This is a genomic window from Lactococcus sp. EKM203L, assembly GCF_011800585.1.
GTDB lineage: Bacteria > Bacillota > Bacilli > Lactobacillales > Streptococcaceae > Lactococcus > Lactococcus lactis.
Genome location: NZ_JAALEQ010000007.1, coordinates 70771 through 86563 on the forward strand (window position 1 = coordinate 70771; position 15793 = coordinate 86563).

Annotated in this window: 14 protein-coding genes and 5 tRNA genes; 6 read left to right on the top strand and 13 right to left on the bottom strand. The window is 35.7% G+C overall.

Annotation, left to right across the window (positions count from 1 at the left end; translation table 11 throughout):
- Positions 1–255: 255 nt before the first annotated feature.
- Positions 256–870, top strand: a complete 615-nt coding sequence (locus HFD15_RS11190) for a TetR/AcrR family transcriptional regulator (RefSeq protein ID WP_003132032.1) — start codon at positions 256–258, stop codon at positions 868–870.
- Between the two features lie 78 nt (positions 871–948).
- Here HFD15_RS11190 and HFD15_RS11195 read toward each other — a convergent pair whose 3' ends face one another.
- Complete coding sequence (locus tag HFD15_RS11195) at positions 949–1677, bottom strand: pseudouridine synthase (protein WP_025017062.1); 729 nt, start codon at positions 1675–1677, stop codon at positions 949–951.
- A gap of 95 nt (positions 1678–1772) precedes the next feature.
- Entirely contained in the window at positions 1773–2408 is a 636-nt protein-coding gene (locus HFD15_RS11200) for a hypothetical protein (RefSeq protein ID WP_003132036.1), read from the bottom strand.
- Between the two features lie 210 nt (positions 2409–2618).
- On the opposite strand from HFD15_RS11200, the gene mnmE reads away from it, so the two are divergent.
- Positions 2619–3986: a tRNA uridine-5-carboxymethylaminomethyl(34) synthesis GTPase MnmE gene (mnmE, locus tag HFD15_RS11205; protein ID WP_023190220.1), complete on the top strand. Its 1368-nt coding sequence runs from the start codon at positions 2619–2621 to the stop codon at positions 3984–3986.
- Between the two features lie 50 nt (positions 3987–4036).
- Here the strand turns inward: mnmE and HFD15_RS11210 are convergent, their stop codons facing one another.
- The 5 genes from HFD15_RS11210 to HFD15_RS11230 form a co-directional block, all read right to left on the bottom strand.
- Positions 4037–4783: a hypothetical protein gene (locus HFD15_RS11210; protein ID WP_023190221.1), complete on the bottom strand. Its 747-nt coding sequence runs from the start codon at positions 4781–4783 to the stop codon at positions 4037–4039.
- Positions 4783–6783, bottom strand: coding sequence for an ATP-dependent DNA helicase RecG (gene recG / locus HFD15_RS11215; RefSeq protein ID WP_023190222.1), 2001 nt, complete (start codon positions 6781–6783; stop codon positions 4783–4785). Before recG ends, HFD15_RS11210 begins: the two co-directional genes overlap by 1 nt.
- Positions 6784–6920: 137 nt before the next feature.
- Positions 6921–7265 carry a zinc ribbon domain-containing protein YjdM gene (locus tag HFD15_RS11220; protein WP_012898719.1) on the bottom strand — a complete coding sequence of 115 codons (345 nt, stop codon included), beginning with the start codon at positions 7263–7265 and terminating at the stop codon, positions 6921–6923.
- 69 nt (positions 7266–7334) lie between these two features.
- Positions 7335–8345, bottom strand: coding sequence for a type I glyceraldehyde-3-phosphate dehydrogenase (gene gap, locus HFD15_RS11225; RefSeq protein ID WP_003131244.1), 1011 nt, complete (start codon positions 8343–8345; stop codon positions 7335–7337).
- A gap of 279 nt (positions 8346–8624) precedes the next feature.
- Positions 8625–9146, bottom strand: coding sequence for a DUF536 domain-containing protein (locus HFD15_RS11230; RefSeq protein ID WP_003131246.1), 522 nt, complete (start codon positions 9144–9146; stop codon positions 8625–8627).
- A gap of 128 nt (positions 9147–9274) precedes the next feature.
- On the opposite strand from HFD15_RS11230, the gene HFD15_RS11235 reads away from it, so the two are divergent.
- Positions 9275–11968 carry a cation-translocating P-type ATPase gene (locus HFD15_RS11235; RefSeq protein ID WP_039116534.1) on the top strand — a complete coding sequence of 898 codons (2694 nt, stop codon included), beginning with the start codon at positions 9275–9277 and terminating at the stop codon, positions 11966–11968.
- A gap of 40 nt (positions 11969–12008) precedes the next feature.
- On the opposite strand, the gene HFD15_RS11240 is transcribed toward HFD15_RS11235, so the two are convergent.
- Entirely contained in the window at positions 12009–12536 is a 528-nt protein-coding gene (locus HFD15_RS11240) for a TetR/AcrR family transcriptional regulator (RefSeq protein ID WP_021723196.1), read from the bottom strand.
- Between the two features lie 124 nt (positions 12537–12660).
- Here HFD15_RS11240 and HFD15_RS11245 point away from each other — a divergent pair, with 124 nt between their 5' ends.
- The 3 genes from HFD15_RS11245 to HFD15_RS14390 all read left to right on the top strand — a co-directional run bounded on the left by HFD15_RS11245 (position 12661) and on the right by HFD15_RS14390 (position 15165).
- Entirely contained in the window at positions 12661–13680 is a 1020-nt protein-coding gene (locus HFD15_RS11245; RefSeq protein WP_167593624.1) for an SDR family NAD(P)-dependent oxidoreductase, read from the top strand.
- Between the two features lie 301 nt (positions 13681–13981).
- Positions 13982–14686, top strand: a complete 705-nt coding sequence (locus HFD15_RS11250; protein ID WP_023164731.1) for a CPBP family intramembrane glutamic endopeptidase — start codon at positions 13982–13984, stop codon at positions 14684–14686.
- 185 nt (positions 14687–14871) lie between these two features.
- Positions 14872–15165 (top strand): hypothetical protein, encoded by a 294-nt coding sequence (locus HFD15_RS14390; RefSeq protein ID WP_223203830.1) that lies wholly within the window; start codon positions 14872–14874, stop codon positions 15163–15165.
- A gap of 130 nt (positions 15166–15295) precedes the next feature.
- Here the strand turns inward: HFD15_RS14390 and HFD15_RS11260 are convergent.
- The 5 genes from HFD15_RS11260 to HFD15_RS11280 all read right to left on the bottom strand — a co-directional run bounded on the left by HFD15_RS11260 (position 15296) and on the right by HFD15_RS11280 (position 15711).
- Positions 15296–15379, bottom strand: a tRNA-Leu gene (locus HFD15_RS11260).
- Positions 15380–15391: 12 nt separating this feature from the next.
- Positions 15392–15463 (bottom strand) — tRNA-Gln (locus HFD15_RS11265).
- Positions 15464–15470: 7 nt separating this feature from the next.
- Positions 15471–15543 (bottom strand) — tRNA-His (locus HFD15_RS11270).
- A 10-nt stretch (positions 15544–15553) separates the two neighbouring features.
- A tRNA-Trp gene (locus tag HFD15_RS11275) sits at positions 15554–15624 on the bottom strand.
- Positions 15625–15630: 6 nt separating this feature from the next.
- Positions 15631–15711 (bottom strand) — tRNA-Tyr (locus HFD15_RS11280).
- Positions 15712–15793: the final 82 nt, after the last annotated feature.

Below are 15793 nucleotides of genomic sequence, written 5' to 3' on the forward strand. Positions count from 1 at the left end.
ATATGTTCATTTTATCATTTGTCATAAGAAAAGCAACCAGCAAAAAGGGCGTGGTTGTCACATAAACGACAATTCAAAACAAGCTGTTGATTATGTTAAAAGACTTTGACATCGAATGACAAAATGTTTTGACTAAATTCTTTAATGACTTTAATCTATTTTTTGATTATAATGGAGTTAAATAGTACAATGTGAAAAATTAGACAAAACAGTCTATCGGACTGGGTCTTTTTGAAACTGGAAAGATGGTTTTTTATGGTTAAATCAGATGATTTACGTGTGAAACGAACGAGAAAATTGATTAGTCAGGCTTTTTTTGGTTTGTTACGCAAGAAAAAATTTGAAAAGATTTCAATTCAAGAAATTGCCGATTCAGCCATGATTAATCGGGCAACTTTTTATGCTCATTATGCTGACAAACAAGATTTATATGATAGTTTGATTGACCAATTTTTAGCTAGCTTCACTGGCATTTTAGATGAACAAAATTTGGTTGATGGTAACAATGTTCATGTCAAAGAAATTGAAACTGTCTTGAGTCGTTTCTATGAATTTGTTCGCGATAATCCTGAAATTGCACAAATGATTACTGACAGAGCGCATGATCAACGATTAAAAAATCGATTTCTGGAGATTTTATCTGAACGCTATACCGAGTTATTTGAAAAACTGGAAGTTAGAGAAAAAGATGTTGTGGTTCCCAATGATTTTGTAATTTCTTACATCAGCTCGATTTTGGTGGGAACTTTAGACTGGTGGGTCAGCACTTCTACACAAATGTCTGCTCAAGATTTTGCTCATTTGATTATCAAATTAATTTCTAATGGCCATTTGACCGTCCTTGGGGTCAATATTAATCGCGAAAATTAAAAAAGTTACTGATGAAACTTCTAGGATAGCCGTTGTTTTTTAACTTACGGATACCTTCGAATTTTCATCAGTAACTTTTTATTTTTTCAAATTTTCTATTTCTTCGGTTGTTAAAGGACGATAGGCTCCTAGCGCTAAATCTGAATCCAATGCTAAATTGCCCATCCGAATGCGTTTGAGATAGAGAACGTACATTTCAACAGCTTCAAACATCCGTTTGACTTGATGAAATTTTCCTTCATGAATAATCACACGAATTTCACTAATCCAGCCAGATTGACTCTCCCCTTTGTAAATATTTTCAATGAATAATTCTCCTGGTCGTGCTTTTTCTCCATTTTTTAGAGTCAAGCCCTCAGCAAATTTATTGACAATTTCGTCAGTAACTTTTCCATCAATTCGCGCAAAGTATTCTTTTTCAACATGCTTTTTGGGTTGAGTTAAATCATGTCCCAATGCTCCGTCATTCGTTAAAATTAAAAGTCCCTCAGTATTTTTATCTAAACGTCCGACTGGAAAAATATCCTCACGAAAATCTTTTTCCGATAATAATTGAACAACTGTCTTAAAAAGATTATCTTTTGTTGCAGAAACAAGACCTTGCGGTTTATTTAATAAGTAATAATAATATTCTTGGTAATCTAAAATCTCACCATCAAAGGCGACTTGTCTAGAATTCTTGTCTACTTGAAACCTGCCGTCTCGCTGAACTTCCCCAGCAACTGTCACGCGCCCTTTTTTCAATAGAATTTTGACTTCACTACGGCTTCCGAGGCCACTTTCTGCTAAAAATTTATCTAGTCTCATGTCTTTTATTATATCAGATTTTGCTGACAGGTCTGTCAGTAAAATAATGAAAAAAAAGTTACTGACAGAATTTCTGTCAGTAATTTTTCTCATTCTTATTCTCCATAAATATCTGCATCTGTCAGCTTAAAAATAATCATTGTTTCTGGTGGATATGCTGCCAATTGATTGGCAAAACTGTCATCATCATCTTTTTTGACTTTTGCTTTGATATTAATGGTCACTTTTTGATGTTCTTCAACAAGTGCGTCATAAAGTGTTTTTAAATCGGCAATATCTTGGCTGCTGGCTTTGGGTAAAATCGTATATTTGGTGTAATCTTTATCAAACCAAGAACCTTCTTTTTCAAAATCAACTGATGAATTTTCACGAATTTGCAATTTAGCTGAGATATCATAATCATAATCTTGCTGTTCAATCATTTTAGCAATTTTTACCATTGATTCATAATCACCACTTGCTTTTAATTTCAAAGTGGCTTTATAAGGAATCCCAGCAAGCTCTAAGCGACCCGCAATCATAAATGGGTCTGGCTCAGTTCCCTTGTCATCAAGTTGAGGTGGAGCAAAATTGACTGAGATTGAATAACCTTTTGTCAGTAATTGCTCATATTGCGTGATGACTTCTTCTAATTCGAGTCCATCAATAAACTCATTAAATGTACGCTCAGTGAGTTTGTTATTTTCAGCGGCTTCTTCTTTTGGATAGATAATTTTTACTTGATAGGTCATATCTACTATTATATCAAGATGTGAGCATAAATTGGGAAAATGCGAAGAAAAAATAGAAAATTTTTTGTTTCTATTTTTAGTCAGCATCAAAATTTATTTTTTTATCACTTTTTATTGGTGCAAACTCAATTATTATAGATTTTTATTTTTTATAAAAAAATAAATTAAATAGGCTAGGAAATTCAGCCTTTTTGCGTTAAAATAGTCTTTATGACATTAACACAAGAATTTGATACGATTGCGGCGATTTCGACACCGCTTGGTGAAGGAGCAATTGCCATTGTTCGTTTATCAGGGACAGATGCCCTAAAAATTGCTCAATCTGTCTATAAAGGAAAAAATTTAACTCAAGTTGCTAGCCATACGATTAATTATGGCCATATTTTTGAAGAAAAACGTCTCGTTGACGAAGTCATGGTTTCAGTCATGCGTGCGCCTAAAACATTTACACGCGAGGATATTGTTGAAATAAATACGCATGGTGGAATTGCAGTCACACAAGAAATTTTGCAATTACTTTTACGTAATGGCGCAAGACTCGCTGAACCTGGCGAATTTACCAAACGTGCCTTTTTAAATGGACGAATTGACTTGGCTCAGGCTGAATCTGTCATGGATTTAATTCGAGCTAAAACTGACAAAGCTGCCAACATTGCCGTAAAACAACTTGACGGAAGTCTTTCAAAAATGATTAATAACATTCGTCAAGAGATTCTCGAAAGTTTGGCACAAGTCGAGGTCAATATTGACTATCCAGAGTATGATGATGTGGAAACAATGACTTCACAAATGCTCCTTGAAAAAACGGCTCATTTTGAACAGCTTTTGGAAAATCTTTTATCAACAGCTAAACGCGGAAAAATTTTAAGAGAAGGTTTAAAAACGGCGATTATTGGTCGGCCAAACGTTGGAAAATCAAGTTTACTTAATCAATTGCTTCGTGAAGAAAAAGCCATTGTCACTGATATTGCTGGAACAACGCGCGATGTCATTACTGAATTTGCCAATATTGGCGGTGTTCCTCTTGAACTAGTGGATACTGCTGGTATTCGTGAAACAGATGATTTAGTCGAAGCGATTGGGGTTGAACGTTCTAAAAAAGCTTTGGCTGAAGCTGATTTAGTTTTACTCGTTTTAGATGCCTCAAATGAATTGACTGACAAAGATTTAGAGCTCTTAGAACTGTCTAAAAATTCAAATCGCATTGTTCTACTCAACAAAACCGACCTGCCAGAAAAAATTGATAGCACTCAAATTTCTGGTGATTTTATCCGAATTTCAGCTCTTAAAAATGAAAACTTAAATGCTGTTGAAGAAAAAATCAATCAAATTTTCTTTGCCGGTGAAATTGAATCCAAAGATGCAACGGTATTATCTAATGCCCGCCACATTTCAATTGTTGAAGAAGCTTTGAAGGCTCTTAAAGAAGCAAACTCTGGGCTTGCTCTGGGCTTACCTGTTGATTTAATTCAAGTGGATGTCACACGTTGTTGGCAATTACTTGGAGAAATCACAGGGGAAGCTGCCCCAGATGAATTGATTACACAACTTTTTTCACAATTTTGTTTGGGAAAATAAAAAAGAGTTCAAATGAACTCTTTTTTTTACTGACAGAAATTGGTCAATCATCAAATCATCCCTTTAATTTCTGTCAGACATTTTCTAACAAACTGGTCAGTCATTCCACCGAAATAAGTTCCTTGAAAGTTTCGACCGTTAATCACGATTAATTTTTTATCGACACGATAAGCTCGAACGTATTTGGCAGCTTTTCCTACTTCTTCTTTATCAAATATTTCTTCGATTTCAGTTCCAGCATTTTTAAGTAAAATTTTTAAATTACTTACTGACAGACTTGTCAGTAAAATATCTGGTTCTAAAAGTTGCAAAAGTTGCGGAAATTTCATCTTGAATTGTTCTTGTTGGCTCTTAGCTAAACCTGGCCAAACTGGATGTGTCGCAATTGGGGTAAACAAATCAATGTGTAAGGCTCGATTAATTTGATTTTCAGATTCTTTATAAGCTGAATCAAAAACAGGTAAAAATTTTGCTAACTGATTGAACCAAGGACTAGGATTGTATTCAAAATACCGATTGAGATTTGACTTGTAAGTTTCCAAATTTACTGACGAAAATTCTGTCAGTAATTTTTCATAACGTTGATTTTCACCAAATTCTGCATAAGAAGCATTTTTACTGACCGTCAGTATTTTTAAGTCTGATTTTTCATATTTGGCTAAGTCACCAAACCACAAAAGTGGCATACTATTTGGAATCAAAACTTCTGACAGCTCAGCTTTATTTTTTAAGTCGATAAAATCTGTCCACGTTTCTAAAATCAAGTGGTCTAATTTTTCATTATCCATTTTACTCATCAATCAAAGCCCCCGTCAACATTAACTTGAGCAATCAAATCAGGAAACTCATCTGCATTTTTAAAAATTTCAACTGCTTCTTTTCTAGCCACTTCTAAAATATTATAATCATTGACTAAATCAGCCGCAATAAATTCTGGAAGTCCTGACTGACGAAGTCCAAAAATCTCTCCAGAACCACGCATTTTCAAATCTTCTTCGGCTAAAATAAAACCATTTTGTGTTTCTGTCATAATTTTCATCCGTTGTTTTCCTGAATCGGACTTAGGATTTGCTACTAAAATGGCATAAGATTTTTTTGTTCCCCGACCAACACGACCACGCAATTGGTGAAGCTGCGAAAGTCCAAAGCGGTCAGCATCCATAATCACCATAATGGTAGCATTAGGAACGTCAACTCCCACTTCAATCACTGTTGTTGAAACCAAAATATCTAATTTTTTAGCCTTAAATTCTTGCATGATTTGGTCTTTTTCATCATTTTTCATTTTTCCATGTAAAAGACCAATTTTGGCAAATAATCCAAAGTATTCATTTAATTCCGCAAAAAGAGCTTCTGCGTTTTTCAGGTCCAACGTTTCACTTTCCTCAATTAAAGGTGAAATAAAATAAACCTGTGAATCTTTAGCAACCTCTGCTTTTATCCAACTTAAAACTTCGGAAAATTGTTCATGTTTGACCCACCTTGTAGTAATGGGTTGACGTCCCTTGGGTAGTTCATCAATAATTGAAACATCCATATCCCCAAAAGCCGTAATCGCAAGCGTTCTTGGAATGGGTGTAGCTGTCATCATTAGAACATCTGGATTTTGCCCTTTTTCTCGTAAAATTTTTCGCTGATTAACTCCGAAACGGTGTTGTTCATCTGTAATCACAAGACCCAAATTATAAAAATCGACCCCTTCTTGAATTAGTGCATGAGTTCCAACTACCATATGTGTATGACCACTAACTAAATCAGCCAAAATCTCGCGGCGCTCTGCCACTTTCAAACCCGAAACCAAAAGTGAAATTTGCAATTCTGGAAAAAGAGCTTTCAAGTTTGCAAAATGCTGACGGGCAAGGATTTCCGTTGGTACCATAATTGCTGCTTGAAAATTCGCCAAACAAGCCGCGTACATGGCAAGGGAAGCAACAACTGTTTTACCAGAACCCACATCACCTTGCAAAAGTCGATTCATGTGATAAGGAGATTTCATATCCGTCAGAATCTCTGACAAAGCGCTTAATTGAGCATCTGTCAGTTCAAAAGGTAATTCAGAAATCTTCTGATCAATTTCTCCTTGCTCAAAAACAACTTCTAATCCTGCTCGGCCCGACTTTTCTTTATTTTTTAACGCCTGTAATTTCAACTGAAACATGAATAATTCTTCAAATTTTACACGACGTAAAGCCTGCTTATGAGCTTCCGTATCTTCAGGAAAATGCATAGCCAAAACGGCTTCTTGCCGGTTCATCAGACGATATTTTTTAATCAAAAATTCTGGTAAGTTCTCAGGTAATTCTGATAGAAGGTCTGATTCAAAAACCTGATGAATTACTTTGACCAATTGACTTTGTTTCATACCAGCTGTCAAATGATAAACAGGTTCTAAGCCATCGTCCACCTGAGCCACAACTTTCATCCCCATCAGTTGTTGCTTTGCCTGCTCCCATTTTCCGTAAACTGCAATTTCCTTACCAACTTCCACTTTGTCAGCCAAATAAGGTTGATTAAAAAAGCTGACAGCAACCACGGCCTCACCTTCTTTAATTTTAAATGAAAGTCGATTACGTTTAAATCCGTAATACTGGACATTAGCTGGTGTCACTACCGTTCCAATAATTGTTGCTTTTTCTCCGTCAACAAGTTCAAAAACCGAACGACTTGCGAAATCTTCATAACGAAAAGGGAAATAAAGCAATAAATCTTGAACCGTGAAAATTCCTAACTTATGGAAATTTTCTACAGATTTCGGTCCCACACCTTTTAAAAATTGCACTGAATCTGTTAATTTCATACTTTTATTATACCAATATATAAGGTTAAATGCTTCAAAAATCAAATATAATTTGCTGACAGAGAATTTATCAGCAAAATTTACTGACAGAAAGCTCTGTCAGTAAAAAAATAATCAGAAATTACTCTGATTATTTTTTATGCTTTCTTAACAACTGAACCCTTCAAAGCAATTGCTCCAAAGCCCGGAATTTTTGAATCAATAAAATGTTCATTTTTCCCTTCTGGATTAATGCGAATGTTTTTCACTTTTGTTCCCTGCTTAATTGGTTTTGGCATTCCCTTAACTGGCAAATCTTGTACAATAACAAGGTCATTCCCAGTTTCTAACTCATTTCCTAAACTATCAAGGACAATAAATTTTCCAGCTGCCTCAATTTCCTCAAGAGTAAATTCATTTCCACATTCAGAACAGCCAAAGCTCGTATCTGATAATTCATAAGTATATTCACTTGAACAATGAATACATTTTGGTGTTTCCATCTTCTCTCCTTTATTAAATCAAAAAAAACCAGCCCGAAGACTGGTTTTTATACCGTTAAAATCGGAAAATTATTTAGCGATTTTAGCGAAGTATGCAAGTGTACGAACAAGATTTGAAGTGTATGACATTTCGTTATCGTACCAAGATACAGTTTTAACAAGTTGAGCTCCATCAGCTGAAGTAACTTCAGTTTGAGTAGCATCAAAGAGTGAAGAGTTTGAGATACCAACGATATCAGATGAAACGATTTGGTCTTCGTTGTAACCAAATGATTCATTTGAAGCAGCTTTCATAGCTGCGTTGATTTCGTCAACTGTAACTTCTTTGTTAAGGATAGTAACAAGTTCAGTCAATGAACCAGTTGGAACTGGTACACGTTGAGCATGTCCTTGAAGTTTACCTTGAAGTTCTGGCAATACAAGACCGATAGCTTTAGCAGCACCTGTTGAGTTAGGTACGATGTTTTCAGCTGCAGCACGTGCGCGACGGAAGTCTCCACCACGGTGTGGGCCATCAAGAGTCATTTGGTCACCAGTGTAACCGTGAACTGTAGTCATTGTACCAACTTTGATACCGAATTGTTTGTTCAAAGTATCAGCCATTGGAGCAAGACAGTTAGTTGTACATGAACCAGCTGAAATTACTGTTTCAGTTCCATCAAGTACTTCGTGGTTAGTGTTGAAAACGATTGTTTTAACATCAGATCCACCAGGTGCAGTGATAACAACTTTTTTAGCACCGTTAGCGTGCAAGTGTTGTTCAGCTTTTTCTTTAGTTGCGAAGAAACCAGTTGCTTCAAGAACGATTTCTGCACCAACTTCAGCCCAGTTGATGTTAGCTGGGTTAGATTCAGCAGTAACTTTAACGAATTTACCGTTAACTTCAAAACCACCATCTTTAACTTCAACTTTACCATCAAAACGACCTTGAGTTGTATCGTATTTAAGCAAGTGAGCAAGCATTGCTGGATCTGTCAAGTCGTTGATTGCAACAACTTCAACACCTTCAACATTTTGAATACGACGGAAAGCAAGACGACCGATACGACCGAAACCGTTAATACCAACTTTAACTACCATTAGTAGTTTCCTCCTTATAGGGATTAGATTTTATAAAAGGCTTACCTTTTAAATTGACTAAGTTAACAATTTAACTTACTCTTTTATTTTAACACTTTTTTTAAAATTTGCAAACATAAACTCCCTTAGAAAGCGCTCTACAAAAGCAAAAGAAGTCCACTTCTATTGAAAGCGTTTAACATTAAAAAAGCTCGTACTTTTAAGAATAGTTTCTTCTTCCACTTCTATAAAAAAGCAATAAAAAAAATTTACTGATGAAACGCTCAGCAAATTTATGATTTATTTCTTACCAAATAAACGCCCAAAAAAGCCCTTATTATCAGTGGTTTTTAACTGTTCTTGCAAATCCGTAAAAAATTGTTTTTGATCTGTCAAAGCTTTTTCCATTAACTCTTGCTGTTTTTTAATCTGTACATCTTTTTCAGCAATTTGAGCATCTTTTACGTTTAATTGTTGATCTTTGGAGATAAGTTGACTGTTTAAACGTTCAATCTCAGCGTTTTTATCTTTCATCAAAGCGCTAATCATTTCGTAAGCTGCGGATGTTGCATCATCTGTCTTAAGCGCAACCTCAGAACCTTTGTCAGCATTTTCTTCCAGAACCTCTGCCTTGGCAGTCACCACTTTTCCGTATAGTCCCTCAAGTTCATGAATTCCCTCGGCATTAACGACTGTTACATTCTTCTCATTTTTTTCAACAAATTTAGTATCTAGCGACTTAACACGTTTATTCATCGCTTGGCGAGTTACTCCAAAAAGCTCTGCCAATTCACTTACTGTTTTAGTTTTCATATCATCCATAATACCATATTTTCGGCTAATTATACAGACTTTTGTAAAAATTTTATTTGCATATCGTTCTAGGAATTATTAAAAATATATTATAATTATATTATAGTGTAAATTTCCAAAAGAAAGGGCTAAAAAATATGAAATATAAAACAGAATCCATTGATAATATAAAAAAATTCTATGATATTAATAGTAAAACTGGTCTCAGTCCAACTCAAGTCACAAATTCACGAATAAAATACGGTCATAATAACTTTGAAGAACAAAGTGGCCCAAATATTTTTCAAAAACTTCTTCATCACCTCTTAGAAGTCATGAATATCATTCTTATTTTAGTTGGTGTTCTCTCAGCCTATTTGGCTTATATCAGTAACGGAAACTACACTAAAACAATTGTTGTTTTACTTATCGTTGCCATCAACGTTTTCGTTTCAATCTTCCAAGAAAACAGGGCGGAAAATGCACTCGCTGCACTCAAAGAGCTTTCCTCACCAACTTCAACTGTTCTTCGTTCTGGAAAACGCCAAACTATTCCTTCAAGTGAATTAGTCTGCGGTGACCTCATTGAGCTGACAGCCGGCGTACAAGTTGGAGCTGATATTCGCTTACTCACAAGTAATAGCCTGCAAGTTGATGAATCTTCACTGACAGGTGAATCAGAACCCATTGACAAGAATGCTGACCTTGATATTACTGACGAAGTTCCTCTTGGAGATCAACTGAATATGGTTTTCTCAGGAACAAATATCCTTAACGGAACAGCCGAAGGAATCGTTGTCGCAGTTGGTTCCGAATCTCAAATGGGACAAATTGCCACACTTATTGGCGAACAAATAAAAGGAAAAACTCCTCTTCAAAAAAGAATCGATAAACTTGCCAAACGCTTAGCAGTCATTGCCTTTGCCGCTGGAATCTTAATCTTTGTCATTAATCTTTTGTACGGAAACGTTCCTTTTGTTGATAATTTAATGACCGCCGTTGTTTTAGGAGTCGCTGCCGTTCCAGAAACACTTCCAGTTATTGTTACCCTCAGTTTGATTTACGGTGTAGAAAATATGGCTCAGAAAAAAGCCATTATCCGAAATGTCCCTGCCGTTGAAACTCTTGGAAACGCAACAGTCATTGCTTCTGACAAAACCGGAACACTCACACAAAATCAGATGACCATTCAAAAACTTTGGCTATCTGGACAAGATAGTTGGTCAGGAGGTCAATTATCAAGCTCTGAAGTTTCCTTAATACAAAATTTTGCTTATGCCTCAAACGCCAGTGCACAACTCATTGACGGTGATTGGGAAATCCATGGTGACCCAACCGAAGCAGCAATCATTCGCTTCTTAATTACTCATGACCTCTATGAACCCGAAAAAAATCCAAAACGACTTGCCGAACTCCCTTTTGATAGTTCACGCAAAAAAATGACCGTTGTCATTCCACATCCGCAAGATAATGAAAAATATCTTGTACTGACCAAGGGCGCTTTTGATAGACTTGCACCAGGCAGTCAACATCAAGCACAGCATCCACAGCTCCTTTCTTCAAATAACGAGGAGACTTCCACTCACTTATCAAATGATTTATTGAGTCAAGCCCAAAAAATACATGATATTTTTGCTGACCAAGCCCTACGTGTTCTTGCTCTTTCTTACAAAATCATCGATAAAGTCCCAGAAGATTTAACTGAATTAGAAAATAATCTTACCTTTCTTGGAATCGTGGGAATGATTGACCCTCCACGATTAGAATCAAAAGCCGCTGTTCAAGAAGCAAGGGCTGCTGGTATTAAACCAATCATGATTACAGGGGACCACGCGCTTACAGCAAAAGCAATCGCTCAACAAATTGACATCTATCGTGACGGAGATAAAGTTATTGACGGCTTGACGCTCAAATCAATGACAGATGATGAACTTAGCCAAACGATTGAACAAATTTCGGTCTATGCCCGAGTAAGTCCTGAAGACAAACTTCGTATTGTAAAAATCTGGCAAGAAAAAGAACAAATCGTCGCCATGACAGGAGACGGGGTCAATGACGCACCTAGCTTAAGAGCAGCCGATGTCGGAACTGCAATGGGAATAGCTGGAACAGAAGTTGCAAAATCCGCTTCTGATATCATTCTTGCTGACGACAATTTTGCGACCATCGTCGCTGCCATTCGCGAAGGCCGTCGCGTTTACACCAATATCAAAAAAACAATTTATTACCTTCTCTCAGCAAACGTAGCTGAAATTCTAACAATGCTCATTGGAGCAATTGTCGGTTGGGGAATGCCTTTTACAGGAATTCAACTCCTTTACATCAATGTCCTTGCTGATGGAATTCCCGGATTTGGACTTTCACGTGAAAAAGCCGACAGTCATATCATGGAACAGCCACCTGTTGGAGTCAAAGAAAGTATCTTCTCAAGAGGAGTCAGCTGGCGTATCGCCATTTGTTCTACAGCATTTATCATTACTGCTCTAGTTGGTTTTTATCTTGGTAGGTTTATTGAAATCGCTGGATTGACACCCAACCATCAACTCGGACAAACAATGGCCTTTGTGATATTAACCCTTGCTTCTACGATTAATGTCTATAATGCTAGAAGTAATGAATCTCTCTTCACAAGAGGAATTACCACTAATAAAATGATTTTTGGTACCACCTTATTATCACTAGGAATAACCGTTCTCTTTACAAATGTTCCTATTTTGATGAACATCTTAGAAGTTGCTCCTTTATCAATGACACACTGGCTAATAGCTATCATCTTAGCTTTAATCCCAACCCTTGTCATTGAAATTACAAAAGTGATTCTTAATAAACAAGGGAAAAAATTTATTGGCTAAAAGAAAGGCTCAAAATAACTTGAGCCTTTTTATCTGTCACTTATTCATGGAATTCTACAACCATCTTCACCACTTCATCATAAGAGTCTTGACAGCCATTTTTCACCCAATTTCCTAAAACATAAAATAAACCAGCAGCCATAAAATCGTTCCAAAATTTTTGCTTTGTCCCTAGATAATCAGCCCAAGTCGTTGTTTCATTATAAAAAATAGTCATCTTTTGAGCAAATACCTGAAAAATCAGCGAATAATAATTCCCCTTGACAGCTTTTTCTATTTCTTCTTCTTGTTCAACAAATAGTCCCACCAACTTCTCACTTAAAATAAGTGAGTTAATACTTTCTAGCTCCAAAAGTTCTTTAAGAAATTTATCATAGATTAGCTCAAAATACTCTAATACGACTTCTTCCTTATTTTTGAAGTGCCGATAGAAAGTCATCCGACTCACCCCGGCTTTTTTGCAAACTTCTGTCAATGGTAATTCATTGATTGTATATTTCTCTAAACACAACATCGTTCCTTCAATAATAAAGTCATGAAAATCTTGATATTGCTCTTTTCGCTTCATTTCTGTTACACTTTCATTTTGTTGTCACTTTTAAAGACAAACCGTCCAAAGTTAATTGTAAAAGTTCTTTTTTGCTGTTACACTTGTATCACATAAATATTATAACACAAAGGAAAATTTTATTATGTCAAATCAAGAACCAATAGCAAACTACAAATTTAATTATAAAACAACAGCAAATAAAGTTATGAAAAATATTAATCTTTCAGGGAAAACAATCATCATCACTGGTGGGTATTCTGGTATTGGTTTAGAGATGACCAAACAACTTTCATGTGCTGGAGCAAAAATTATTATCCCCGCCCGAAGAATGGAGGTAGCCAAGAAAAATTTATCTAAAATAAAAAATATTGACATTCTTCCCCTTGACCTCACCAATCCAGAAAGTATTCATCAATTTGCCGAAAGTTTTTTGCAAAATAATTCAAAACTAGATATTCTTATTAATTCCGCTGGATTAATGTACCTTCCTTTAAAAAGAGATTCACGAGGAATAGAATATCACTTTGCCACAAACCATCTAGGCCACTATCAATTAACAATGGAACTTTTACCCGCTTTAAAAAATGCAAAAAACTCAAGAGTTATAAATTTATCCAGTCGTGCTCAACAAATGACACCATTACTAGAAGATTGGAATTTTGAAAAAATAGAAAACTATAATCCCCAAATAGGCTACCAACAATCTAAAACTGCCAACGTTTTATTTTCAATAAAACTAGATGAACTAGGAAAAAAATATGGAATTAGAAGTTTTGCCGTCCACCCTGGTATGATTCCAATGACAAATATTGGTCGTCAAAATTCACCGATTACCCCTTGGCTCCGCTACCTAGCCGACTATTTTAAATTAATTCATATCCCCGCATTTTTTAATGCACTTAAATCCGGCTTTGACCGAAGTAAATATCGCTATTTAAAAACAATCGCTCAAGGTGCCGCAACACCTCTTTGGGCCTCAACAAGCCCTGATTTAGAAGGTAAGGGTGGTCTTTATTGTGAAGACCTTAATATTGCCAGACTTATGACATCAGAAGAAGCTAATAATTTTTCTGGAGGCTTACGTCCACATGCAATAGACCACAATGACGCAGATAGACTTTGGCAGATTTCAAAAAATATAACAGGTCTGGATTTTGAATAAACCCTTACTATAAAATAAAACTGACCTATTATAAATAGGTCAGTTTATCTATTTTTTCATTAGATGAAACTTATTATACATACTACTTTTGATTAAATAATGGCATTTATATTAAAAATACACAAACTTCTTTGACATGGTATTGATCAAGTGCTAATATTATACTATATATTCAAAATAGTTTGAATATATAGTTTTTTATAACAAAGGAGATGCATATGAAGAAGAATTTAAATGAACTTCAAAAATTTATAGTGATGAACCTGTGACACTCACTAAAAATTTTTATAAGAGAACAGCCATGATTTTAAAAAAATACAAACTTAATATTTTAGGAATTCTATTTTTTCTTTTATTAAACATTCTTTATCAATATCCTCTTGTTTTAGTTTTTGCCTATTTCTTTAATAAAAGAATCTTTTTCTTTACCGATTTTTTATATACTAATTCCTCTTGGACCTTACCACTATTAATGACTTTGGTATTAATACTCATTTTTATAATTGCTTGGAAGCTCGGATATCTAAAAAATACACTTAAGAACTGGGATTTAAAGCGTATTTTTTGGCTAATGGGGATTGTGTTTTTCACTTTAGCAACCAATTATCTAGTAACAGTACTTGTCCTAAAAACACAAATTATTTCTTCCGTGACGAGTGATACTGGTATGTCGGATATTTTAGGCCAACTACCAATCCTTTGTCAAAAATATATTTTAGGAATTATTGTTCCACTTTCGGAAGAGCTATTGTTTAGAAGTTATATTTTTGGATCAATAACTAATAAAAAGGTTGCCTTTTTAATCTCTTCTGTACTTTTCGCTCTTGTCCATACGGGATTTTCTTGGTACTTACTTCCATATCTCATCCTTTCTTTTATTATTACTTGGGTTTATTCAAAAAGAAATAATTTCATCGAGAGCGCGATTGTCCATAGCTCAGTGAATCTTTTTGGTGGATCTGCAATCAAACTACTAGACACATTTTTTAAGCTATTACCTTATTAAAAAATAATGTAAAAAGGAGAACTATGAAAAATTTTATAAACAAACCAAATAATATTAAAAGATGGATCTTATTACTATATTCTATCCTTTCGCTAATTATTATCATCACTTATATTATTTTTAACCATACTTTTTTTAAAGTAGATTGGAAACGGTATGATATAGATGGGACTTACAGGGGAAAGGTGGATGAGATACTAAAACATGGCGTCTTCTGGATAAATGGTAATTTAACAGCAATCAACTCTACACTACTGATTTTACTTCTTGCTGTAGGAGCAGTTCTTTCACTATTAATTTTCTATTTAGCCTGGCATAATCTAGCAACTAGAACATGGACCCCAATTCTGTGCTTAGCAGGATTTTTGATTCCTCTAATCGTTCATGGCGACGGAAATATTCTCAAATCCTTGATTATTGGCTATATTTTTATCATTGCTGGAGCAAGCTTCTCAGTTCAGGCTTTACGCTTTTCCTGATTTTAAAAACGCATTTAATATAACAAAAAACTACTGAATTCAATAATTTTCAGTAGTTTTTTATTAACTATAAAATAATCCAATTAATTATATAAAAAAGCTAACAATAGGCATGTTAGCTTTTATGTTATGCCGAAGGCCGGGGTCGAACCGGCACTCCCGTGAAGGAACCAGATTTTGAGTCTGGCGCGTCTGCCTATTCCGCCACTTCGGCGAAACATAACAACTGGGGTAGCTGGATTCGAACCAACGCATGAGGGAGTCAAAGTCCCTTGCCTTACCGCTTGGCTATACCCCATTAAAAAGGCGGATGACGAGGATCGAACTCGCGAGTGCCGGCGCCACAAGCCGGTGTGTTAACCACTTCACCACATCCGCCATAATGAAACACGGGCAGCAGGAATTGAACCCACACTAAAGGTTTTGGAGACCTTTGTACTACCTTTATACGATGCCCGTTTTCTATGGAAGGGGAGGGATTCGAACCCCCGAACCCGAAGGAGCGGATTTACAGTCCGCCGCGTTTAGCCTCTTCGCTACCCTTCCAAACTCTTTATTCACTTAATGGCTGAAACAACCAATGGGAGTTAACGGGATCGAACCGCTGACCCTCTGCTTGTAAGGCAGA